This is a genomic window from Enterococcus xiangfangensis (assembly GCF_005405365.1).
Classification (GTDB): Bacteria; Bacillota; Bacilli; order Lactobacillales; family Enterococcaceae; genus Enterococcus_A; species Enterococcus_A xiangfangensis.
On record NZ_BJDX01000003.1, the window covers coordinates 94771 to 117334 of the forward strand.

Sequence of the window (22564 nt, forward strand, 5' to 3'; positions counted from 1 at the left end):
ATGGTGAAATTAAACGTCAATCCAACGCGGATGGAACTCACCCGGCTGAAAAAACAATTAACAACAGCTAGTCGCGGGCATAAACTGTTGAAAGATAAGCAAGATGAGCTGATGCGTCGTTTTATTTTATTAGTTAAAAAGAACGATCAATTGCGCACAGAAGTTGAAGTGAAGTTGCAACAAGCAATGAAAAATTTTTCAGTAGCGGATGCGTTGTTAAATGACAAATATATCGAAGAGTTGTTAGCTGTTCCAAAAGAACGGGTTACACTGGATGTGATCGAAAAAGACGTTATGAGTGTCAAAGTACCGATAATGAATTTTCAACATCAATCAGAATTGTCAGATGGACCGTTGGAATATGGTTTCCTGAATTCCAACGATGAACTGGATCAAAGTCTGCAAAAATTTACAGAAGTCTTGCCCGAATTATTGGAGCTGACTGAGATCGAAAAAACGTGTCAATTGATGGCAAAAGAGATCGAAAAGACACGCCGACGCGTAAATGCTCTAGAGTATATGACGATCCCGCAATTGGAAGAGACAATTTACTTTATCCAAATGAAGTTAGAAGAAAACGAACGGGCAGAAGTAACTCGTATGATCAAAGTTAAAAATATGGGGACTACTTACTAAGTAGTTCCTTTTTTTGAAAGTAGGAAGTATGAATAGAAAAAAGTATTGGTCTAACAAACTTCATCCGATCCAATTTATCGCCTTAGGATTTGCGGTAGTGATTTTATTAGGCGGTTTACTGTTGACCCTGCCGGTGTTTACACAATCAGGGAAAGGGACGCCATTCATCGATGCCTTATTTACGGCTACATCGGCAACTTGTGTAACGGGACTTACGACACTGACAACTAGTGAACATTGGAATATGGGAGGACAATGGGTCATTTTGTGCTTAATTGAAGTTGGTGGATTAGGTTTTATGATGATGCCGTTTATTTTTATTGCACTCATGAAGAAAAAAGTCGGATTGTTGACTAGGATCATTTTGCAAGAGTCATTAAATCTCGATACTTTATCAGGCGTGATGCGCTTGATGTTTTACATTCTTCGGTTTGCACTGGGCTTTCAATTAGTGGGGGCTTTGCTGCTGGCGATAGATTTTATTCCTAGTTATGGAATGTCAAAAGGTCTTTGGTATGCGTTGTTCCATTCTGTTTCAGCCTTTTGCAATGCTGGCTTTGATTTGTTTGGAGATAGTCTAGTAGGTTTTCAAAACAACGCGTATGTATTATTAGTAATCTCCGGCTTGATCATTGCTGGTGGATTGGGCTTTATCGTTTGGCGAGATTTGTTGAATTTTCGTAAAACAAGAAGACTGAGTTTGCATAGTAAGTTAGCGTTAACTGTATCGAGCAGTCTGCTGATTATCGGGACGATCGTTTTTTATGTATCCGAAGCCGGTGGACAGACAATCGTCGGAAATGTATCTGCGCTTGATAGTTTTGTTAACATATTTTTTATGTCGGTGACTGCTCGAACGGCTGGTTATTTTTCAGTTGATTATGGGAGTGTTAGCCAGGCGGGGATCTTGTTTACAATTGTTTTGATGTTTATCGGGGGAACATCAGGCTCCACAGCCGGTGGTCTGAAGACAACGACATTTGGAGTTTTGGTAGTCCAAGCGATTTCCCTCTTGAAAGGAAGGGAACATGCGGAAGTATTTCGGCGGACGATCCGACCATCGATTGTCTCACGCGCGCTCACCTTATTTTTTATTACATTAAGCTTGTGTATCGGCGTGACGATGGTGATGTCAGCAACTGAGATCTTGCCGCACTTTCGCGGAATTGAATATCTGTTGTTTGAAACATTTTCAGCTTTTGGAACTGTAGGGCTTACAATGGGATTAACACCGAATTTAAGTCTGATAGGAAAGCTTTTGATCATCGGTTTGATGTATCTTGGACGAGTGGGTGTTTTGACCGTGGGTTTTGCCTTAATGATGCGCTTGATAAAAGCCAAAGGCGGGCGTTACAAGCTTCCAGAAGAAAGTGTGATTATCGGTTAAGAGTCCGTTGTTTAAAAAAGTTCATATAAGTATAAAAAAGGTTGCGGCAACTGCCACAACCTTTTACATTTTAACGAATTACTTCAATTTTGTAGCCATCTGGATCGGTAATGAAATAATATGAGGGATCTGTTCCAGGCAAGCCTTTCATATCGGTAACAGCAAAACCGTGAGCTTTATGTTGTTCATGAAGTTGCGTGATATCTTCTGAACGAATTGCAATATGACCGTATCCGTTTCCTAAGTCATATGCAGCATGATCATAGTTGTAAGTCAACTCTAGTTCGTACTCATCTCCTGGTAAAGTTAAGTAAACAAGAGTGAACTTTGATTCTGGAAAATCACGACGACGGGATTCCTCAAAGCCAAATGCGTCTTGATAAAATTTTACGGATGCGTCTAAGTCTTTTACGCGGACGCAAGTATGTGCCATTTTCATAAATAAGCAACCTCCTAATAATTGATAATTTCATGATAACATAAAAGTTTAAATTGCAGCAGCATGTTCAGCTCAGTGGTTGTTTATGAGGATTTTTTAATGTAAACTAACTAGTAAATACAATTTGCAGGAGGATACCAATGATCCCAGTGTTTGGCGTAAAAGAAACCGATAAAAATTATCAAGCGCGTTACGCGGCTTACGCAATTTTAATAAATGAGGAAGGAAATATTGCACTTGTTCAAGCTCCTAATGGCGCTTACTTTTTGCCTGGAGGAGAAATCGAAGGAAACGAGACTAAAGAAGAAGCAATCGCTCGTGAGATGTTGGAAGAATTAGGCTATGAAGTCATTTTATCCGATTATCTAGGGCAGGCTGATGAATATTTTTATTCTCGTCATCGTACGACTTTCTTTTACAATCCCGGCTATTTTTATTTTGCAAAAAGTTGGAAAAAAATATCTGAGCCGTTAGAAGAAGGCAACAACAGCAGCTGGGAATCGCCAGCTAAAGCGCTTGAATTATTGAAGCGGGGCAGCCATAAATGGGCAGTGGAAGAATGGCTAAAGAAAAAAACTTTCTGAGTTTTGTAGTGACCCTCAAATGTTAGAGCCTTGGTCTAACGTTTGGGGGCCAATCCTTCTCAGAAAGTTTTTTTAATTGACTAACTCACCGTTGTGAATATATTTAGCAAAAGCCTGGTAATAATCTTCAAAAAGATCAGAATTTTTACTATCTTGCTGGGTCATTTCTTTTGGATAATAGAAACGGACATCGCCTTGTCCTTGCCCAGTCAGTGCGGAAACTAATTGACTGGCCTTTGATAATTCAATCAATGAGCCGTCTTTTTGCATCAATTCAATCTGTGTTCGGTGGCTGCCTTTTTCAGGATGATACAGGTCATAAGGTAGATCGTAACTGGAATTGATCGCAGTATAATAACGTGGGTCAAAGCCGGCTTTTTCAACTAAAGTTTTCATTTCAGTTAAACGTGGATTATCACTAGTGTCGACTGCGATTGATTTTAATGGTTTGCGATTTAAGAAGCGGTCGGCTAGATCACTTAAAATCAAATCTTGCTCTTCCATCCATTGAGAGAAATACGTGTTTAGTACTCCGTCGTCCAATTTCAAATAATCGGCCAACGAGAAATCTTCTTTCAAAAAAGGAATCAAAAATTGCGAATGAAGCGTAAAAATATCCGCGTTACGCTGATACAGTTCGTGGGCACGATCTAATAAATGTTCTAACAGCACTTCCATCGCACGAGAAACTGGATGGAAATAAACTTGGACATACATTTGATAACGACTAACGATATAGTCCTCAACAGCATGCATCCCATTCATCGAAAAAGCGATCCCGCCGGCATAAGGCCGAATGACCCGCAAGATTCGTGTTAAATCAAAAGTACCATACTCTGTCCCAGTGTAGTAGGCATCTCGCAACAAATAATCCATTCGATCCGCGTCGATCTGGCTAGAGATCATTTGTACTACTTGCGGATTTTCATAAGTTTTAGTGATCACACTGGCAACTTTTTCTGGAAATCCCTCTTCAACATTATTTAAAATCTGAAAAACTTCTGTTTCTGGTGAAGTAATGATGGCGACAGTCAACGCTTCATGATCAGTATGGAAAATATGTTCGAAAGTATGCGAATAAGGACCGTGCCCAACATCGTGCAGCAAGGCCGCACACAAGGCGACTAAACGATGGGAGTCATCCCAACCGTCTTTCCCGTATTTTTCTTTAGAAAAGTTTCGCTGAAAAATATCGCAGATTCGGCGAGTGATGTCATATACTCCTAGTGAATGGGCAAAACGGCTGTGTTCTGCTCCATGAAACGTATAAGAGGTCGTCCCGAGTTGCTTGATTCGGCGCAAACGTTGAACTTCTCTTGAATTGATCAAATCCAAAATTACTTGGTGTTGGACATGGATATAATTGTGAACAGGATCGCGGAAAACTTTTTCCAGTGGGAGCATTTGATATTTATAGGTCATTGAGAGCCTCCTGAATGATCGAATTGCGTTGGTACATATTTTGAATGCGTCGTTGATAATCGTCTAATTGCTGAAAATTTGGTAAAAAGGACGTTTGATCCTGATGCGGCAAGGTTTGCAGTAATTCATTTTTGACAGAATCAATCGTTACATCAAAAGCTGCCGCATCATGCAGGGTTGTCATGCTTGCCGGATTTACTGGCGGATAATCGATTCCAAATTGTTCTTCTAATCCGCTTTGATAATAGCTGCGAACAATGTTGCCCCGCAAATTTTGCTCACCATTGACGCTTAAATACATCATGATCGCGACACCATCTTTTACTCGTCGTTGTGCGATCCCCGCAATTTTTTTGCCATTGATTGAAAGATCATATTTACCTGGACAATAAGAATCAGTGATTTCACCGACTGTTAATTTTAATTGACCGAAACGAGTCTGTTCCAGCCAATCCACCATGGCTTGATAACCATCATCAATCGATAGTGCGGAGATCGTATTTTTTGGAAGAATCAATGAGACATTTAGGATCCCAGCGTCACTGATTACGCCCAACCCGCCAGCATTACGTAAAAGCAGGTGATAATTTTCTTTTTGGACAGTCTTGAGCGCTTGGTCAAAGTAAGTCACGCGACTGTCTTTCATTCCTAAGATCAATGTTTGTGGTAATTGCCAGAAATGAATGATCGGCTGTTCCTGCTCACCACTGAATGCTGTTAACACATCAGTTAAAGCAAAGGGGCTGAACAAATCATTTTCTGGGAGCATCCCTTGATCAAAAAGCAATGCTTCTTTCATCTAATCGTCCTTTCGTTCTTTAATTTTTTTACTATTATAAACAAAAATGTGAAAAGCAACTAATTAAGTCGCTCAAAAAGCAGAAGTAGTTGACAAAAAAAGTAAAACCGACAAAAATAAATAGTGGAAGGAGTGGAAGCTCTGTGAATATTAAAGAAGGCATTCCAGCAAAAATAAAAGTTCAAACGAAAGTCACTCAAAATAATGAGTCAGAAGATTTCGTATTTGATCTCCTTGGACAAGTCGTCAAGATGGGAGACACGTTGTATATTCGTTACAAAGAGATTCAACCGGACGGACAAGAGGCACCTGTTACGGTGAAGGTGACCCCAGATTCGCAAGTTCAATTGATCCGTTCTGGCGAAGCGCGGATGCGCATGCGATTTGCCTATCGTGAAAAACTGGAGACAAATTACAAAACCCCCTACGGCATGTTCATCATTTCAACTTACGCAAAAAATTTACATGTCAGTTTGAAAGATCGTCCATTTTCCGGAATCATTACGATTGATTATACTCTTTATATGAAAGAAGAAAAAGTCGGCGACTATCAAATGGTCTTAGAATTTACAACCTGAGTACAAGAAAGGTTTGCTTTTTAGCTTTTGATTTTGTATGATAAGGAGTAGACTTTGAAAGGACGTGTCATACTTGGAACTTAGTATTTTTGATGGTTTGAACAAAGATGAATTATCAATGATTGAAGTGGCACACGCAATTCTGGAAGAACGCGCAGATGTAATGGATTTTTCGGATCTAGTAAATCAAATCCAAAATTATCTTGGCAAATCAGACAGTGAAATTCGTGATGCATTAGCCCAATTTTATACCGATTTAAATATTGATGGAAGCTTTATTTCTCTAGGCGATAATCGCTGGGGATTACGTTCATGGTATGCGATCGATTCTATCGATGAAGAAGTCAACCATGTAGACGACGAAGAAGAAGATGCACCGCGTCGTAAAAAACGCAAAAAAGTCAATGCCTTCATCAATGGCGATGAAGATGCGATCGACTATAATGACGATGATCCAGAGGATGCAGACTTATTAGCCGACGATGAAGAAGATGAAATCGACGACGATGATGACGATGACGATGACGAAATCGCAGCATACAACTCTGATTTACAAGAAATCGGAGCGGATGCAAACGAGGATGATGAAGAAGTTGTCCCAGGCGGAATCGAAGATGATCTAAGTGTTATCGATGATGACGACGATGATTTTGATGATGAAGAGGACGAAGAATAGATCGATTGATCTATTCTTTTCTTTTTTTAACTTAGTGAAACCGATCAAAAAAAGACACCGCTCTACAGAGTAGTATCAAGTGATGCAGAGAGGTAAAACGCTGAGAATAAAAATGAAAAAAATAAATGAAATGTATAATTTTATCGGTCATATTGTGCAAGTAATGTTAAATAGTGGAAATAGTATTGTTGGATTCGTGGATGATTGCGAAACAGTTTTCGATAATGATATAGGAGAGACTTTATTGCTAGATGTGGCAACAACTCATCTACCACAAATGTATAGAAAATCTTATCCACTAGAAACGGTACTGATAAAAGATATCAAAGACATTGAAATAGTTGAGTAGAGTACAGACCAAGGAGCTTTGTGCTTTTTATTTTGCCCTGAACAACGGTAGGATGAATGAAATGACGCGTGAAGATTTAAAAGATGAGGTTTATCAGCTTTTTTGATAAATCTAGAGCCTGTTTGTCTAGTTTTCTCCAAACTTAAATAATTAACAGAAACAAAAAAAGAAGCCTTTCAGCTTCTTTTGCTTACTATTATATTGATAAAACCTAACCCACTTTATTAAAGGTTTAACTACAGAAAGGCCACGAATTACTTTTAACCACAAACTCTTTGTAAGTGAATATACCGTAAATCTTCATATATAGCGGTTTTGTGTAATCTTGTCATTTGATGTATACTCTAAATTGTTGAGAAAATGCGCCCTGAGGGAATCGAACCCCCGTCTCAAGAACCGGAATCTTACGTGATATCCACTACACTAAGGGCGCAAGCACGAGTATTAGTTTAGCATATAATTTGAAAAAAACAAGGGGAAAGTAATATGAAGTTTCAACAAAGTTATTCGCAAAAGCAGCAACAGACTCAAAAACTAGCGATGACACAAGAATTGCAGCAGGCTATCCAGATCTTACAATTTAATACTGAAGAGTTGCAAGACTATGTTGAAACGGTTTCTTTAGAAAATCCGTTGTTTGATGTGGTCGCTCCAAAAATCCAAAGCGACTTGATGCAAATGCACAGCGGACCGGTCAAAGAAGATTCTTTTATCCAAATCGCCGATCATCCGGTCTCGTTATTTGAGCATTTGATCCATCAGATCCATTTGAATTACCGCGACACGTTTATTCGTGAGATCATGTTGGTGTTAGTAGAGTACATCGATGTAAACGGCTATTTGAAGGTCGATGAAGAGGAAATTAAAAAAGAGTTGAAAGCGACAGATATTCAATATCTGGATGCGTTGACACTCTTGCAACAATTAGATCCGCCAGGAGTGGGTGCTAGAAACTTGCAAGAATGTTTGATGTTGCAAACCGAGCAAGATGATTACGCACCAGACTTGGCGTATCTCTTGTTAGAAGAATCTTTTGAGGCGATTGCGAAAAGAAAATTTGAACAAATTGCCAAGGAATACAAAATCAGTTTAGCTCAAGTTCAACAGATTCTGGATTATATTCGATCCTTGAATCCATTTCCAGGAACAGGTTTTGGAAGCCAAGACTCAAACTTTATTATTCCAGATCTTACATTAGTAAGGCGAGAAGGCCAGTTAGTCGTTTTATCTAATAAACGAGGACAACTGCGCTTGAATTTTCAAGAAAATTATTTTAATCGCTTGAAACTGCAGGCCGATGAAGAGACCAAAGTTTATTTAAAAGAAAAATTGCAACAATTTGAATGGCTGAATAAAACCCTCGGCCAGCGAAAAGATACGATTCTTGAGGTCGGAAAAATCATTGTACAGCATCAAGCAGCTTTTTTTGAAAACAAACAAGGTACATTAAAGCCATTGATGTTAAAAGATGTAGCTAAACAATTAGAAGTCCATGAATCGACGATCAGCCGTGCGGTCAATGGCAAGTATATCGAGACGGATTTTGGTGTATTTGAATTACGCCGTTTTTTTGTCAATAAAGTCAATGATGAAGAAACATCGGCAGATGAAGTTAAACAGTTGATCAGTACTTTAATCGAACAAGAAGATAAGCACAAGCCATTATCAGATCAAAAAATCGTCGGATTGCTTGCTGAACAAGCGCAAAAAATTTCTCGACGAACAGTAGCAAAATATCGGGATGCGCTAAATATTCCCAGTTCATCGAAAAGAAAACGTTTTGATTAAATCAAGTGAAAAAAGCGGGTCTTTTTCCTTGCATAGAAGTCTCAAACCTGTTACACTCTGAAATGTAAGAAATTTGCAAATTTCAAATGAGTAATTTGATTTTCTTGCATTTTTTTTAAAATTCATGGGTCGCCAAACGTCTATGAGGGACTACTTGAGTCCAGCGGAGGGATTCCTTTGTTAAGTGAATTAAGAGTACTCGAAGCAATCGCCCCTGATGTGTTAGAGGTTGTAAAGAAAAGATATCGCATCATGCAGAATATTTTTTGGATGCAACCAATCGGTCGAAGAAACTTAGCTGATTCATTAGGTCTTACTGAGCGTGTACTGCGTAGTGAGACAGATTATCTTAGAGATCAGCGTTTGATTGATGCGACAAAGAGCGGCATGTTGCTGACTGAAAAAGGCGAAGGTTTATTGCAACATCTAGAAGTTTTGATGGAACAATTTACCGGTATGGATCAGTTAGAAAAACGGCTTGCTTCGCAATTTAAAATCGAACGATGCCTGATTGTTTCTGGTAACAGTGATGAACAGGAAAAAGTGATCGGTGAATTTGGCGAGTTGATTGACGAAGCATTGCAACGTCAATTACCAGATGGCCGAAACATAATCGCAGTGATGGGCGGTACGACAATGGCAGAAGTTGCTAGACACGTCAGCCCGTTAGAAACAGCGAAACGTCATAATACTTTTGTTCCAGCCCGAGGCGGTATCGGTGAAGCGGTAGCTATTCAAGCCAATTCAGTGAGTGCCTTGATGGCAGCTAATGCACATGGTGAACATCGCGTGTTGTATGTGCCAGAACAATTGAGTGAATTAGCGTATCACACACTGCTGAAAGAACCTTCGATTAAAAATGTCTTGGCGATGATCAAAGAGGCAAATTGTGTTGTACACAGTATTGGTCGGGCGGTACACATGGCAGCCAGACGAAAGATGTCAGAAGATGAAATCATTCGTTTGAAACAAAAAAATGCTGTAGCAGAATCATTTGGTTACTTTTTTGATGAACATGGAGCAATCGTTCATAAAGTACCACGTATCGGTTTATCATTAGAAGATATTCAAAAGATGCCGATTGTTCTAGCTGTCGCAGGTGGCAAAAGCAAAGCGAAAGCCATCACAGCATATATGAAAAATGCTCCAAAACAAACGTGGCTCATCACAGATGAAGCTGCTGCAAATGAGATTTTAAAAGGGTCATCCCTTTAAAATAAATATATTTTTTGATTCCATAAGGAGGAAATCTTAAATGACAGTAAAAGTTGGAATTAACGGATTTGGACGTATCGGACGCTTAGCATTCCGCCGTATCCAAGATGTAGAAGGATTGGAAGTTGTAGCTATCAACGACTTAACAGACGCTAAAATGTTGGCTCACTTGTTAAAATATGATACAACTCAAGGTCGCTTTAACGGAACTGTTGAAGTTCATGAAGGTTCATTCAACGTGAACGGAAAAGAAGTTAAAGTTCTTGCTAACCGCAACCCTGAAGAATTACCTTGGGGAGAACTAGGAGTAGACATCGTATTAGAATGTACTGGCTTCTTCACTTCTAAACCTGCTGCTGAAAAACATTTAACAGCTGGTGCTAAACGTGTTGTTATCTCAGCTCCTGGTGGTAACGATGTTCCAACAATCGTTTACAATACTAACCACGAAACTTTAACTGGTGACGAAACAGTTATTTCTGGTGCTTCATGTACTACTAACTGTTTAGCTCCTATGGCTAAAACTTTAAATGACGAATTTGGTGTTGTTGAAGGTTTAATGACAACTATCCACGCTTACACTGGTGACCAAATGACTCTTGATGGACCTCATCCTAAAGGTGACTTCCGTCGCGCACGTGCTGCTGCAGCAAACATCGTGCCTAACTCAACTGGTGCTGCTAAAGCAATCGGTTTAGTTATCCCTGACTTGAACGGTAAATTAGACGGAGCAGCTCAACGTGTTCCTGTTGCAACTGGTTCATTAACTGAATTAGTGACTGTTCTTAACAAAAAAGTTACTGTTGATGAAGTAAATGCAGCTATGAAAGCAGCATCAAACGAATCATTCGGTTACAACACTGACGAAATCGTTTCTTCAGATATCGTAGGCATGACTTACGGTTCATTATTTGACGAAACTCAAACTAAAGTAATGACAGTTGGCGAACAACAATTAGTTAAAACTGTTGCTTGGTATGACAACGAAATGTCATACACTGCTCAATTAGTTCGTACTTTAGAATACTTCGCAAAACTTTAAGATTTAGTTTAAACGAAAACAAATTGTCTGAAACAAGGCGGGGAAGCAACGCGCTTCTCCGTTTTTTTCGTAAGTCTATCATTAGCTCTTTTATTAGAAAGAGTTGTATAATGATAGAGATTCAAAAAAATATTTGGAGGTTTTCTTTCATGGCAAAAATGACAGTTAAAGATCTTGACTTGAAAGACAAGAAAGTTTTAGTCCGTGTGGATTTTAACGTTCCTGTTAAAGATGGCGTGATTACTGATGACACTCGTATCAAAGCGGCGTTACCAACAATCAACTACATTTTAGAACAAGGCGGCAAAGCTATTTTGTTCTCTCACTTAGGTCGTGTGAAAACAGAAGAAGACAAAGCAGGCAAATCATTAAAACCTGTTGCTGAACGTCTAAGCGAATTATTAGGTAAAAACGTAACGTTCGTACCTGAAACTCGTGGTTCTGAATTAGAAGCAGCAATCGCAGACATGAAAGACGGCGACGTAGTTGTATTTGAAAATACTCGTTTTGAAGATATCGACGGCAAAAAAGAAAGCGGCAATGACGCTGAACTTGGCAAATACTGGGCTTCATTAGGCGATGTATTCGTAAATGACGCATTTGGTACTGCACACCGGGCCCACGCTTCAAACGTAGGGATCGCTTCTACTGGAATTCCAACTGTTGCTGGATTCTTAATGGAAAAAGAAATCAAATTCATCGGCGAAGCTGTTGAAGAACCTAAACGCCCTATGATCGCTATCTTAGGTGGCGCGAAAGTTTCGGATAAAATCGGCGTAATCAAAAACTTGATTCCTAAAGCTGACAAAATCTTGATCGGCGGCGGAATGACATACACATTCTACAAAGCTAAAGGCATGGAAATCGGTAACTCATTAGTAGAAGCTGACAAAGTGGAATTAGCAAAAGAATTAATTGAAGCAGCGGGCGATAAATTAGTATTACCAGTTGACTCAATCACAGCGGCTGAATTCTCAAATGACGTTCCAACTGAAGAACATACTGGTGATGTTCCAGCAGGACAAATGGGTCTTGACATTGGACCAGAATCAATCGCTTTATTCGCTCAAACATTAAAAGGCGCAAAAACAGTTGTTTGGAACGGACCTATGGGTGTGTTCGAAATGAGCAACTTTGCAAATGGAACAATCGGTGTTTGTGAAGCAATCGCAAACTTAACAGATGCTACAACAATTATTGGTGGCGGAGACTCTGCAGCAGCAGCTGAACAACTTGGCTTTGCTGACAAATTCACCCACATCTCAACAGGTGGCGGCGCAAGTCTTGAATTATTAGAAGGTAAAGAATTACCTGGTCTTGCAGCAATCAATAATAAATAGGAAAAGTTAACTTCATTCCTCCAGCTCTTAGGCAGATAGTTGTCTGCAAAGAGTTGGATTGTGAATGGATAACGGATACCTTAATATGAAAAGGAGTTTTTTTAAATGCGTAAACCAATTATCGCTGGTAACTGGAAAATGAATTTAACTGCTTCAGAAGCAAAAGATTTTGCCGAAGCAGTAAAAAACAATGTTCCTGCAAATGATAAAGTAGATTCAGTAATTGGATCACCTGCTTTATTCTTACAAGAATTAGTTGAAGCAGCTAAAGGCACTGACTTAAAAATCTCTGCTCAAAACTGTTACTGGGAAAATGCTGGAGCATTTACTGGTGAAACTTCACCAGCAGCTTTAGCTGATCTTGGTGTGGACTATGTAATCATCGGCCATTCAGAACGTCGTGAATACTTCCACGAAACAGACGAAGAAATCAACAAAAAAGCCAAAGCAATCTTTGCTAACGGCATGTTGCCAATTCTTTGCTGTGGTGAGTCTTTAGAAACTTATGAAGCTGGCAAAACAGCTGAATGGATCGAAGGACAAATCAAAGCTGGTTTAGCTGACCTTTCTGCTGAACAAGTTTCAAGCATGGTCATTGCTTATGAACCAATCTGGGCGATCGGTACTGGTAAATCTGCTGACGCACAAATTGCAGACGAAATTTGTGGTGTTGTTCGTTCAACTGTTGAAGGAATCTACGGCAAAGCAGTTTCTGAAGCTGTTCGTATCCAATACGGCGGTTCTGTAAAACCAGAAAACATTGCTGAATACATGGCAAAAGAAAACGTTGATGGTGCTTTAGTCGGCGGAGCCAGCTTAAAAGCTGATTCATTCTTAGCTTTATTAGAAGGCGCAAAATAATTTTTTTCAGAAAATCGCAGCTTTTGTTTGCAACTGTTCGTGATTTTCACTAATATTGGTTATAAGGGCTTGCCCCTATTAATAAAACAAAATTTAAAGGAGAGACAAAACATGTCAATTATCTCAGACGTTTACGCACGCGAAGTCCTAGATTCACGTGGTAACCCAACAATCGAAGTAGAAGTTTATACAGAAGACGGCGCATTCGGCCGCGGTATGGTTCCTTCAGGTGCTTCAACTGGTGAATACGAAGCCGTTGAATTACGTGATGGCGACAAAGCTCGTTACGGCGGTAAAGGTGTTACTAAAGCAGTCGATAACGTAAACAATGTTATCGCTGAAGCAATCATTGGCTACGATGTACGCGACCAAGCTGCAATCGATGCTGCTATGATCGAATTAGATGGCACTCCTAACAAAGGTAAATTAGGTGCGAACGCTATTCTTGGTGTTTCTATTGCCGTTGCTCGTGCAGCTGCTGACTATTTAGAAATCCCATTGTACAACTACCTTGGCGGATTTAATACTAAAGTTTTGCCTACTCCTATGATGAATATCATCAACGGTGGATCACATGCTGATAACTCTATCGACTTCCAAGAGTTCATGATCATGCCAGTTGGCGCTCCAACATTCAAAGAAGCTTTACGTTATGGTGCTGAAGTATTCCACGCATTGGCTTCAATCTTGAAAGCTAAAGGTTTAGCTACATCAGTTGGTGACGAAGGCGGATTTGCTCCTAACCTTGGTTCTAACGAAGAAGGTTTCGAAGTAATCATCGAAGCAATCGAAAAAGCTGGTTATGTACCTGGTAAAGATATCGTTCTTGCTATGGATGCTGCTTCTTCAGAATTCTACGACAAAGAAAAAGGTGTTTACGTTTTAGCTGACTCAGGCGAAGGCGAAAAGACAACAGATGAAATGATCGCATTCTACGAAGAATTAGTTGCTAAATACCCAATCATCTCAATCGAAGACGGCTTAGACGAAAACGACTGGGAAGGTACTAAGAAATTAACTGAAGCTTTAGGCGATAAAGTTCAATTAGTTGGTGACGATCTATTCGTTACAAACACTGAAAAATTAGCTAAAGCAATCGAAATGGGCGTTGATAACTCAATCCTTATCAAAGTTAACCAAATCGGTACTTTAACAGAAACTTTCAATGCTATCGAAATGGCTAAAGAAGCTGGCTACACAGCAGTTGTTTCTCACCGTTCTGGTGAAACAGAAGATTCAACAATCTCTGACATCGCTGTTGCAACAAACGCTGGACAAATCAAAACTGGTTCTCTTTCACGTACTGACCGTATTGCTAAATACAATCAATTATTACGTATCGAAGACCAATTGGGTGACGTTGCAGAATACAAAGGTATCAAATCTTTCTACAACTTAAAAAACAACCCATTCATCGCTAAATAATTAAATTTATTAAGCTGAAGCCTGTGAGAAGAAATTCTCGCAGGTTTTTTTGTGTCAAAATGAGGGGGATTGAGTATTGATAAGTGTAAAAGGTCGGTAGGTAGTCATAAAATTGAAATATGATACTATGTAGGTAACAAAGTTGAATGGAGGAAAAAATTTGAAAATTATTACTAATAGTAATTGTAATAATTCGCCAAAGAATAAATTTATTGAAACGTATTCAATTAATCTGTTAACAAAGAATCTAACGGAATTACAATTAAACTCAACAAGTCATATTTCCATAGTCCTGCCTGATGGAAAGGAAATCAAAAATTTAGCAGATCTAGAACAATGGAGCATGGAAGCAGAGACTGTAACTTCTATTACATCTGTTTCGCATGGAAAGCAAGCCTTCTTCTTAGCGTTATTAACCAATAAAAATCAAGAAAATTATTTTACAATCTATTACGAATTTGAAACATTTAAGGCAAAAAAAATAGAGAAAATAATATTATTTGAAGGACATATGTTGAATAGAATTTCATAAATTGATCTGTTCAATGTAATAAAATATAGGTTTTCCAGTAAAGATAGTTGTAGCCACCAGGATTCAAAACGTCAGAACATTGATGTTTTTGAACCGTGATTTACTTATATTGTTTTGTAGGAAAGTGGAAGTTATGGTTTGTTATTGTTTTGGAGGAGTAGATAGTAGTGAATTTACCGACATACGAAGAATTGTATCTATATACTTTACAAGTATTAGCTGATGGATCACCAAAAGTTGTCAAAGAAATTAGAATAGAAGTTGCAAATGTATTGAACTTAACTCAAGAACAAATAAATTTTCGGCTTGAATCGGGAATCATTCAGTTCAATAATCGATTAGGCTGGTCGTTATCTTATTTAAAACAGGCGGGAGCTGTTGTAAGCCCTAGTCGTGGAATTTATCGTATTACTGATGTGGGTTATAATTTGCTGAAAGAGGATTTTGTTGATAATAAGAAGTTAATGCAGTTTGAATCCTTTAGAAAATTTAAGAATAAGTCGCGTGGAAATGCTGATACAGAAGATCCAAGCAACGATGAGGAAACTCCTGAAGAAGCAATTATCAGCAAAGTAGCGTTAATCGATGCAGAACTCAGAGAAACTATTCTGGCAAAAATTCTTGAAAATTCTCCCTTTTATTTCGAAAAAATTGTGCTGAAGCTACTAAATGCAATGGGGTATGGTAATGGTAGTTTATTGACAGCCAAAAGTGGTGATGGCGGTATTGATGGGATCATCAATGAAGATCCATTAGGCTTTCATAATATTTATGTTCAAGCAAAACGTTGGAATCCTACAAGGACAGTTGGACGTCCTGAAATCCAAAAGTTTAAAGGTGCAATGGATGATCGTTACGAAGGTCTGAACCAAGGCGTATTTATTACAACAGCTAAATTTTCTAATGAGGCAAAAGAATACGTTAATAATTTGAAACTAGCTAAAATTATGCTAATAGATGGTGAAAGATTAGCCAAAGAAATGATTCGCCATAAAGTCGGGGTAGACGTTAAGCAAATTATTGAAGTACATGCAATTGATTTGGATTTCTTTACTGAAGATGAGTAATTCGATTTGACCGCATCCGATAACGTAAACGAATATATCAAAAAAGTCGAGTTGTTCAACTCGACTTTAAAATTATTTCTTCATCAAAATTTGATTTAATAAGCGGTACAGGGCAAATGTTAGCCAGAAGCCAAATCCAAAGCCAATCAATGTGATTTCTAAAGCATCGATTGCGGGGGTATGGGCATCGGCCATCACTAGATCGATCAATGCAAGGATGAGTCCAATCACAATAAATAAGATTCCCAGCTTGATTAAATAGTTAAAAGAATGAATATAGAAAAATGCGGGATTGTGTTGGAGTTCGCTAGTTCTGAATTGTTCGATTATTTCTTTTTCGGCGGTTTCTCGTTCAGCACCATTTTGGACTTGATCTTCAACATAATCGCTCATCAACTGTTCAACTTCTTCACGCTCATCTTTTGAAACGGTTAAGGATGCAACGAATGTGGCAATCGTATGATAATTTTTATATAACGGGTTTATTCGCAAATTATCAATATAATTTAGAATCGCCCAAGAGGCTGCTAAGAGTATCGCTGTAAAATACACCAAAATAAAGATGAAGCCAGTTTCTCTTGGTTCGATAAGAATATCGAGCAGGTAACAACCAAAAAATAAAAGAATTGAAATCAAAAGAAGGATTCGATACCGTATTTCCTTAAAATCAATAATGTGCACTTTCAAAATGATTCACCTCAAATTATTTTTTTTACGATAGCAGACAACGTTTTAAAATCATTCTTTATTTCCTCAAAATGTGCTAAGCCGCTTTCGGTGATATGATAATACTTCCTCTTTCCGCCATGCGTTTTTTCACCCCAATAAGACTGAATCACTTCTTGTTTTTCCAATCTTTTTAGAGCTAAATATAAGGTTGCTTCTTGGATCTCAAAAACATTGCCTGATTTATCAGATAGGATCTTAGAAATCTCATAACCGTAACTGTCTTGTTCTTTCAAAACAGCCAGAACAAGTAGGTCGATATTTCCTTTTAACATTTCTTTATTCATGGGCTACTCCTACGTTTTTTATAAACTTTTCTCCTATCATACCTAAGAATTTATCAAATTACCAACGCGATTGTTTTTTTAGATTTTGCTTTTTTTGAAGAGGTATTTTTTGAACCAATCGGCTGTCAAACTGTAGACAACTACTGCCGAAAAAAACCAAAAAGCTGCTAGCGAGACACCGCCGATGAGATCGCTAAAATGATGGGCGCTGAAATATAAGCGCGAAACTAAAATACTAATCCAGCTGACCCAAACAAGGCTTTTGACAATGAAGTTGAGTGCGGGCTGTTTCAGTAACGGGATGATAACAACTAGCAGTGCCAAACAAACCAAAGTACTGCCGACAGCATGACCGCTTGGAAAAGAGCCACCATCGTCTTCTAATAAGTGTCCAAGAGGACGTTCTCGTTGAAAGAATAATTTCATTATCACGCCGACGATTCCGCCTGTCGCAACAACACCTAAAAACCAAATGACTAAGAAACGATAGCCGCTGATAAATAATGGAATGGACAGTATGAAGGAAAGTAGTACCAGCGGTGTCGCATCGCCGTAAGTAGCAAAAAAGGTCATCAAATCGTTAAAAAAGTTTCCGTGATAAGTCATTTGTGGGTGGCCGAAAATTTGCTGAATCTGATGGGTTAAAAAGGAATCGATCGTTAGAATCGTTTTATTTTGTAACCAAATCAAACTAGCGGTGATAGTAAAAACCAATAAACAGAATAATGCTGAATAGATGTCTTTCTTTTTAAAATGTATGAGGTTCATAGTTTTCTTCTTTTACTAAATATTATTAAGTACTTAACTACTAAATAATATAAAGTAATCTACTAAATAATGCAAGGTACTTATTTTCAAAGATTTTATTAACGACCACATCAAAAATATTGGTGCTTTTGAGTGACAGCCTAGCAGAATTTTTTACACAAAGCTATACAACAAAAAGTTGTTGCGTGGAAAGGTTTGACCAACTATCGATACTTAAATAAAATCAGCCAAAGTGGATAAATTCTTTCGTTATCATTCACCTACTTTCCCTGACAGCCGCGTTAAACTTGCACAAAAAAAGCTATGAAGAATTTTCTTCATAGCTTTAGGATCTAATATTCTTGATGCAACGCATGCAGGGCATGAGCAACGGTTGGGTGTTGGATAGGACGATCCGTATTTTTTTGCCAAAGTTGTTGGAATTGTTTTTCTACTTCTGGCTGCATCGAAGTAAAGACTAATTTTTGATCGCGCAACGCGGCGATTGAAAAGTAATCAGCAAAAGTATCTAATGCGGTCAAGTCGATACTAGGCACACCGCGAAGCGAAAAGATGAGGCCTTCTTTATCTACGACTTGATCGAGTTCTTGTTTTAATTGATTGGTAGACATGAAGAATAATGGTCCAGTAATATAGATAACCGCCCAATCAGAACCGACAGTAGAAGGTGGCAGGTTAATTCTTTGCCAATCGATTTCTTCTGTGATGATCGAGATTTTTGCACTTTTAGCGATAAAGAAAATGCAGCTGAAAATAATGCCGATAACAATCGCGATACTTAAATCAAAAACGATCGTACTCAACATCGTAACAGAAAACAGCAACAGCGCGGTTCGATTTTTTTGGCGAATCATCGTTTTGATCGTGGACCATTCATGCATCCGCCAGCTTGTGATAAGCAAGACGCTGGCAAGTGCGGCCATCGGAATCTGTGACATAACTGGAGCAAAAATAATCATGGATAAAAATAAGAAGAGTGCGTGAAAAATTCCAGCCAATCGTGTTTGGGCACCAGATTTGATAGCTACGCTAGTTCGTGCAATTGCTGCCGTTGCAGGAATCCCGCCAAAAAAAGGCAAAATAATATTGCCAATTCCTTGAGCAATTAATTCTTGGTTGCTGTCAAGATCTTTTCCGGTCATTCGTCCGGCTGAAGCACCGCAGAGCAGACTTTCAATCATTCCTAACATCGCGATACTGACTGCGGGCAAAAATAATTGCTTGATCAAGGGAAGATCGATTGCAGCAAGATTCAGTCGTTCACTTGTCAGCAATGAGGTGGGAATCTTGCCCACTTTTGCTACAGGTAATTTAAAAATGAAGGCAGCGATAGTCGCTAGAATAATTGCTGCAAGGGAAGCTGGTAAAACTTGGTTCCATTTTTTGGGATAAAAGATCAATATGAATAAGATGATCAGTCCTAATAATAAAGTAGGTAAATGCGGTGTAAAATCTGTTTTATAACTTAGCAATTTTGCGATAGCTGTCTCGCCGACAGACGTCGTACCTAAAAAGTTATCGATTTGTCCTAGTGCGATAATAATGGCGATTCCTGAAGTAAAGCCTGTGATAACCGGCGAAGGAATAAAGGAAGTCAATGTGCCTAATTTGAATAAGCCTGCGAGTAATAAAATGACTCCGGCAATAAAGGTGGCGACTAATACGCCTGCGAGCCCTTGTGCGGCGATGATCCCCATCAAAATGGCGGCCATGGCACCAGTCGGACCAGAGATTTGATAAAATCCGCCAGACAAACTGCCAATCACAACACCAGCAATGATAGCTGTGATCATTCCAGCTGCAGCATCTGCGCCGCTGGAAACACCAAAGGCTAATGCTAACGGCAATGCGACAGCAGCGACCGTCAATCCAGCCAATAGATCTTTTTGCAGTTTATCCTTTGAATAATGGTGAAACTCTTGTTGTAACAAATTTTTATAACGCTTGATTGTAAAACACTCCTTTTTGAAAATACGACAAAAGCCCGTTTATTGACGGGCTTCTGATAAAAAATTTTCTTTTTTTAAACCATCTTCAACTATAAGATAATCCAAATAAAAGTACAATGGTTTTTGAATAGTTTTTCTGTGAAAGGGATTTCTTATTAGCTTGGCAAAGTGTCAGCAAGTTTTTTGTTTTTTTGATATACTGATTTTAAAGAAAAAACTTATTTATAAGGAAGTGAATAGATTGGCAAAAGATGAAGTGCAGCAGCACTTAGATAAAGGACGTTATGGCTCGCCACGAATCAATCCAGAGGAGCAGAGAAAATACTTGGGAACATTTCGGGAGCGTTGCTTTGTAAGTATGACCGTAGGAGAGATGCGTAATAAACAAGATCAACAGAATTTGGTCGAAGAGATCAAGCAACATCCTGATGGGAAATTATTGATCAATGGTGCAGTCTCTGAAGAACTGCAACGTGTTTTTATTGGTCTGGCTTCAAAAAATGCCGCTGATTTTACGATCGTCAATGATGCAACTGCCGAATCAGAAGAGAGTATCGGGATCTTATTAGTAACGGATTACGCAGTGAATGAAGAAATCATCGATATTGAAGCAAAATATCCAACGAAATCAGAAGATGACGAGGAGCCAAAAGAAAAGAAAAGCTTTTTCAGTCGTTTCTTTAATTAAAGAAAATTGTCTTAATGAATAATTACAGTTGACATTTTATCCAAGTGTCGGTATTATACAGCTTGGGCACCCTTTTAGTAAGGGTCAAGTGTTTAGTGAATTCATAGCTCCCTATTCAAGTTGGATAGGGAGCTTTATTTGTTTTTTCTAGACGTTTCCTGCAAATTAGTATGAAGGAGTTTTTTCATTTATGACAAAATATATTTTTGTAACTGGCGGCGTAGTTTCATCAATCGGTAAAGGGATCGTGGCAGCATCATTAGGTCGTTTACTTAAAAATCGAGGATTAAAAGTGACTATCCAAAAATTTGATCCTTACATCAATGTCGATCCAGGTACAATGAGTCCTTACCAGCATGGAGAAGTTTTTGTAACAGATGATGGTGCAGAAACGGACTTAGACTTGGGTCACTATGAACGTTTTATCGACATCAACTTGAATCAATACTCCAACGTAACGACAGGAAAAATCTATTCAGAAGTTATTCGCAAAGAACGTAAAGGTGAATACTTAGGTGCAACCGTCCAAGTGATTCCGCATATCACCAATGAGATCAAATCAAAAATCATGCGGGCTGCTAAGATGACGGATTCAGATGTTATCATTACAGAAGTTGGGGGAACAGTCGGCGATATCGAATCATTGCCATTTTTAGAAGCATTGCGTCAAATGAAGGCTGAAGTTGGAGCTGATAATGTGATGTATATCCATACAACACTGATTCCTTACTTGAAAGCTGCAGGCGAAATGAAAACGAAGCCTACACAACACAGTGTAAAAGAATTACGTGGCTTAGGAATTCAACCAAATATTTTGGTCGTTCGGACAGAACAACCAGTTTCACAAAGTACGAAAAATAAATTGGCACAATTCTGTGATGTTGAACCTGAAGCAGTCATTGAATCGCGCGATGTAGAAACGCTTTACTCGATTCCATTAGCATTACAAGCTCAAGGAATGGATCAAATTGTTTGTGATCACTTGAAATTGGATGTACCAGCAGCGGATATGACTGAATGGCGTGCGCTTGAAGAAAAAGTCTTGAATCTTAAGAAAAAAGTGAAAATTGCTTTAGTCGGTAAATATGTGGAACTACCTGATGCCTATATCTCCGTAGTTGAAGCGTTGAAACACTCTGGTTTTGCATTTGATTCAGATATCGAGATCAACTGGATTCAATCACAAGATGTGACTGAAGAAAATGTTGCAGAAAAACTAGCCGACGCTGATGGTATTTTAGTTCCCGGCGGTTTTGGCGATCGTGGGATCGAAGGCAAAATCGAAGCAATTCGTTATGCACGTGAAAATGATGTGCCATTCTTAGGAATCTGCTTAGGAATGCAGATGGCCTGTGTAGAATTTGGCCGCAACGTAGCTGGACTTGGTGAAGCGGACTCAGCTGAAACGGTTCCAGATACAGCAAACAACATCATTGATTTGATGGCAGATCAAGAAAATATTGAAAATCTAGGCGGAACATTGCGTCTTGGTCTTTACCCATGTAAGTTGAAAAAAGGAACTAAAACTGCAGCTGCTTATGGAAATGAAGAAGTTATCCAAGAACGTCATCGTCACCGTTATGAATTCAACAACCAATATCGTCAATTATTTGAAGATAAAGGATTGGTGTTCTCAGGTGTTTCTCCAGACAATCGTTTAGTCGAAATCGTCGAAATTCCTGAAAATAAATTCTTTGTGGGTTGCCAATTCCACCCAGAATTGATTTCTCGTCCAAACCGCCCGCAACCGTTGATCAAAGCATTTGTTGGTGCGTCATTAGAAAATCAAAAAGCATAATAGTCAAGCTGACTGAAGGGCAGAGTTGCCTTTCAGTTTTTTTGTCGCTTTTGCTAAATCATTTTTTTAATACGAACCAACTGTTGATCCAATTTTTCCAGTTCATTAAGATGCTGACTAAATCATAAAAGCGGCGATGAATGATCAAATTATTTAGTTGAAGAATTGCATCATTGATTTTTTGCGTTAGAGAAATTCAAGTCCAACT

Annotated in this window: 23 protein-coding genes and 1 tRNA gene; 16 read left to right on the forward strand and 8 right to left on the reverse strand. The window is 38.7% G+C overall.

The annotated features are described in order from the left end of the window. Together FFM68_RS04435 and FFM68_RS04440 are read left to right on the forward strand one after the other, a co-directional pair. Entirely contained in the window at positions 1-636 is a 636-nt protein-coding gene (locus FFM68_RS04435; protein WP_137618230.1) for a V-type ATP synthase subunit D, read from the forward strand. 28 nt (positions 637-664) lie between these two features. After that, positions 665-2023 carry a TrkH family potassium uptake protein gene (locus tag FFM68_RS04440; protein WP_137618231.1) on the forward strand — a complete coding sequence of 453 codons (1359 nt, stop codon included), beginning with the start codon at positions 665-667 and terminating at the stop codon, positions 2021-2023. Between the two features lie 70 nt (positions 2024-2093). Here FFM68_RS04440 and gloA read toward each other — a convergent pair whose 3' ends face one another. Then, complete coding sequence (gene gloA / locus FFM68_RS04445; protein WP_137618232.1) at positions 2094-2462, reverse strand: lactoylglutathione lyase; 369 nt, start codon at positions 2460-2462, stop codon at positions 2094-2096. A 140-nt stretch (positions 2463-2602) separates the two neighbouring features. Between gloA and FFM68_RS04450 the strand changes: the two genes are divergently transcribed. Continuing rightward, positions 2603-3046, forward strand: coding sequence for an NUDIX hydrolase (locus FFM68_RS04450; protein WP_137618233.1), 444 nt, complete (start codon positions 2603-2605; stop codon positions 3044-3046). Positions 3047-3118: 72 nt separating this feature from the next. Here FFM68_RS04450 and FFM68_RS04455 read toward each other — a convergent pair whose 3' ends face one another. Beyond that, a complete protein-coding gene (locus FFM68_RS04455; RefSeq protein ID WP_137618234.1) occupies positions 3119-4468 on the reverse strand; it encodes an HD domain-containing protein in 1350 nt (449 codons plus the stop codon). After that, the gene (locus tag FFM68_RS04460; RefSeq protein WP_137618235.1) at positions 4458-5267 is read right to left on the reverse strand and encodes a lipoate--protein ligase family protein; all 810 of its coding nucleotides are present in this window, start codon (positions 5265-5267) and stop codon (positions 4458-4460) included. The genes FFM68_RS04455 and FFM68_RS04460 overlap by 11 nt, the downstream gene beginning before the upstream one ends. Positions 5268-5410: 143 nt before the next feature. Here FFM68_RS04460 and FFM68_RS04465 point away from each other — a divergent pair, with 143 nt between their 5' ends. The 3 genes from FFM68_RS04465 to FFM68_RS04475 all read left to right on the forward strand — a co-directional run bounded on the left by FFM68_RS04465 (position 5411) and on the right by FFM68_RS04475 (position 6870). After that, a complete protein-coding gene (locus FFM68_RS04465; protein ID WP_137609150.1) occupies positions 5411-5845 on the forward strand; it encodes a YwiB family protein in 435 nt (144 codons plus the stop codon). Positions 5846-5918: 73 nt separating this feature from the next. After that, entirely contained in the window at positions 5919-6521 is a 603-nt protein-coding gene (rpoE, locus tag FFM68_RS04470; protein WP_137618236.1) for a DNA-directed RNA polymerase subunit delta, read from the forward strand. 112 nt (positions 6522-6633) lie between these two features. After that, positions 6634-6870, forward strand: coding sequence for a hypothetical protein (locus FFM68_RS04475; RefSeq protein WP_137618237.1), 237 nt, complete (start codon positions 6634-6636; stop codon positions 6868-6870). A 361-nt stretch (positions 6871-7231) separates the two neighbouring features. Here FFM68_RS04475 and FFM68_RS04480 read toward each other — a convergent pair. Continuing rightward, positions 7232-7303: transfer RNA gene (locus FFM68_RS04480), tRNA-Arg, on the reverse strand. Between the two features lie 53 nt (positions 7304-7356). Between FFM68_RS04480 and rpoN the strand changes: the two genes are divergently transcribed. The 8 genes from rpoN (at position 7357) to FFM68_RS04520 (ending at position 16140) form a co-directional block, all read left to right on the forward strand. Further along, positions 7357-8658 (forward strand): RNA polymerase factor sigma-54, encoded by a 1302-nt coding sequence (gene rpoN, locus FFM68_RS04485; RefSeq protein WP_137618238.1) that lies wholly within the window; start codon positions 7357-7359, stop codon positions 8656-8658. Positions 8659-8835: 177 nt separating this feature from the next. Continuing rightward, positions 8836-9873 (forward strand): sugar-binding transcriptional regulator, encoded by a 1038-nt coding sequence (locus FFM68_RS04490; protein ID WP_137618239.1) that lies wholly within the window; start codon positions 8836-8838, stop codon positions 9871-9873. 40 nt (positions 9874-9913) lie between these two features. Beyond that, positions 9914-10915, forward strand: a complete 1002-nt coding sequence (gap, locus tag FFM68_RS04495) for a type I glyceraldehyde-3-phosphate dehydrogenase (RefSeq protein ID WP_137618240.1) — start codon at positions 9914-9916, stop codon at positions 10913-10915. Positions 10916-11064: 149 nt separating this feature from the next. Continuing rightward, positions 11065-12255: a phosphoglycerate kinase gene (locus FFM68_RS04500; protein WP_137618241.1), complete on the forward strand. Its 1191-nt coding sequence runs from the start codon at positions 11065-11067 to the stop codon at positions 12253-12255. 105 nt (positions 12256-12360) lie between these two features. Further along, on the forward strand, positions 12361-13116 hold the full coding sequence (gene tpiA, locus FFM68_RS04505) for a triose-phosphate isomerase (RefSeq protein WP_137618242.1): 756 nt from the start codon (positions 12361-12363) through the stop codon (positions 13114-13116). Positions 13117-13227: 111 nt separating this feature from the next. Then, on the forward strand, positions 13228-14541 hold the full coding sequence (gene eno / locus FFM68_RS04510; protein WP_137603484.1) for a phosphopyruvate hydratase: 1314 nt from the start codon (positions 13228-13230) through the stop codon (positions 14539-14541). 160 nt (positions 14542-14701) lie between these two features. Beyond that, complete coding sequence (locus tag FFM68_RS04515; protein ID WP_137618243.1) at positions 14702-15073, forward strand: hypothetical protein; 372 nt, start codon at positions 14702-14704, stop codon at positions 15071-15073. A 167-nt stretch (positions 15074-15240) separates the two neighbouring features. Further along, on the forward strand, positions 15241-16140 hold the full coding sequence (locus tag FFM68_RS04520) for a restriction endonuclease (RefSeq protein ID WP_137618244.1): 900 nt from the start codon (positions 15241-15243) through the stop codon (positions 16138-16140). 72 nt (positions 16141-16212) lie between these two features. On the opposite strand, the gene FFM68_RS04525 is transcribed toward FFM68_RS04520, so the two are convergent. From FFM68_RS04525 to FFM68_RS04540, 4 genes are all read right to left on the reverse strand, one after another. Then, complete coding sequence (locus FFM68_RS04525) at positions 16213-16827, reverse strand: hypothetical protein (protein WP_167483449.1); 615 nt, start codon at positions 16825-16827, stop codon at positions 16213-16215. 11 nt (positions 16828-16838) lie between these two features. Beyond that, on the reverse strand, positions 16839-17153 hold the full coding sequence (locus tag FFM68_RS04530) for a PadR family transcriptional regulator (RefSeq protein ID WP_137618246.1): 315 nt from the start codon (positions 17151-17153) through the stop codon (positions 16839-16841). Positions 17154-17231: 78 nt separating this feature from the next. Then, entirely contained in the window at positions 17232-17921 is a 690-nt protein-coding gene (locus tag FFM68_RS04535; RefSeq protein WP_137618247.1) for a phosphatase PAP2 family protein, read from the reverse strand. A 332-nt stretch (positions 17922-18253) separates the two neighbouring features. Then, positions 18254-19870: a SulP family inorganic anion transporter gene (locus tag FFM68_RS04540; RefSeq protein WP_167483458.1), complete on the reverse strand. Its 1617-nt coding sequence runs from the start codon at positions 19868-19870 to the stop codon at positions 18254-18256. Between the two features lie 241 nt (positions 19871-20111). On the opposite strand from FFM68_RS04540, the gene FFM68_RS04545 reads away from it, so the two are divergent. Together FFM68_RS04545 and pyrG are read left to right on the forward strand one after the other, a co-directional pair. Then, on the forward strand, positions 20112-20558 hold the full coding sequence (locus FFM68_RS04545) for a YueI family protein (RefSeq protein WP_137618249.1): 447 nt from the start codon (positions 20112-20114) through the stop codon (positions 20556-20558). 190 nt (positions 20559-20748) lie between these two features. After that, positions 20749-22356 carry a CTP synthase gene (gene pyrG, locus FFM68_RS04550; RefSeq protein WP_137618250.1) on the forward strand — a complete coding sequence of 536 codons (1608 nt, stop codon included), beginning with the start codon at positions 20749-20751 and terminating at the stop codon, positions 22354-22356. Positions 22357-22564: the final 208 nt, after the last annotated feature.

Bases quoted from the DNA above. Each gene is read 5' to 3' on its own strand.
- FFM68_RS04435 (WP_137618230.1), top strand. From the start codon at position 1: ATGGTGAAATTAAACGTCAATCCAACGCGGATGGAACTCACCCGGCTG.
- FFM68_RS04440 (WP_137618231.1), top strand. From the start codon at position 665: ATGAATAGAAAAAAGTATTGGTCTAACAAACTTCATCCGATCCAATTT.
- gloA (WP_137618232.1), bottom strand. From the start codon at position 2,462: ATGAAAATGGCACATACTTGCGTCCGCGTAAAAGACTTAGACGCATCC.
- FFM68_RS04450 (WP_137618233.1), top strand. From the start codon at position 2,603: ATGATCCCAGTGTTTGGCGTAAAAGAAACCGATAAAAATTATCAAGCG.
- FFM68_RS04455 (WP_137618234.1), bottom strand. From the start codon at position 4,468: ATGACCTATAAATATCAAATGCTCCCACTGGAAAAAGTTTTCCGCGAT.
- FFM68_RS04460 (WP_137618235.1), bottom strand. From the start codon at position 5,267: ATGAAAGAAGCATTGCTTTTTGATCAAGGGATGCTCCCAGAAAATGAT.
- FFM68_RS04475 (WP_137618237.1), top strand. From the start codon at position 6,634: ATGAAAAAAATAAATGAAATGTATAATTTTATCGGTCATATTGTGCAA.
- rpoN (WP_137618238.1), top strand. From the start codon at position 7,357: ATGAAGTTTCAACAAAGTTATTCGCAAAAGCAGCAACAGACTCAAAAA.
- gap (WP_137618240.1), top strand. From the start codon at position 9,914: ATGACAGTAAAAGTTGGAATTAACGGATTTGGACGTATCGGACGCTTA.
- FFM68_RS04500 (WP_137618241.1), top strand. From the start codon at position 11,065: ATGGCAAAAATGACAGTTAAAGATCTTGACTTGAAAGACAAGAAAGTT.
- tpiA (WP_137618242.1), top strand. From the start codon at position 12,361: ATGCGTAAACCAATTATCGCTGGTAACTGGAAAATGAATTTAACTGCT.
- eno (WP_137603484.1), top strand. From the start codon at position 13,228: ATGTCAATTATCTCAGACGTTTACGCACGCGAAGTCCTAGATTCACGT.
- FFM68_RS04530 (WP_137618246.1), bottom strand. From the start codon at position 17,153: ATGAATAAAGAAATGTTAAAAGGAAATATCGACCTACTTGTTCTGGCT.
- FFM68_RS04535 (WP_137618247.1), bottom strand. From the start codon at position 17,921: ATGAACCTCATACATTTTAAAAAGAAAGACATCTATTCAGCATTATTC.
- pyrG (WP_137618250.1), top strand. From the start codon at position 20,749: ATGACAAAATATATTTTTGTAACTGGCGGCGTAGTTTCATCAATCGGT.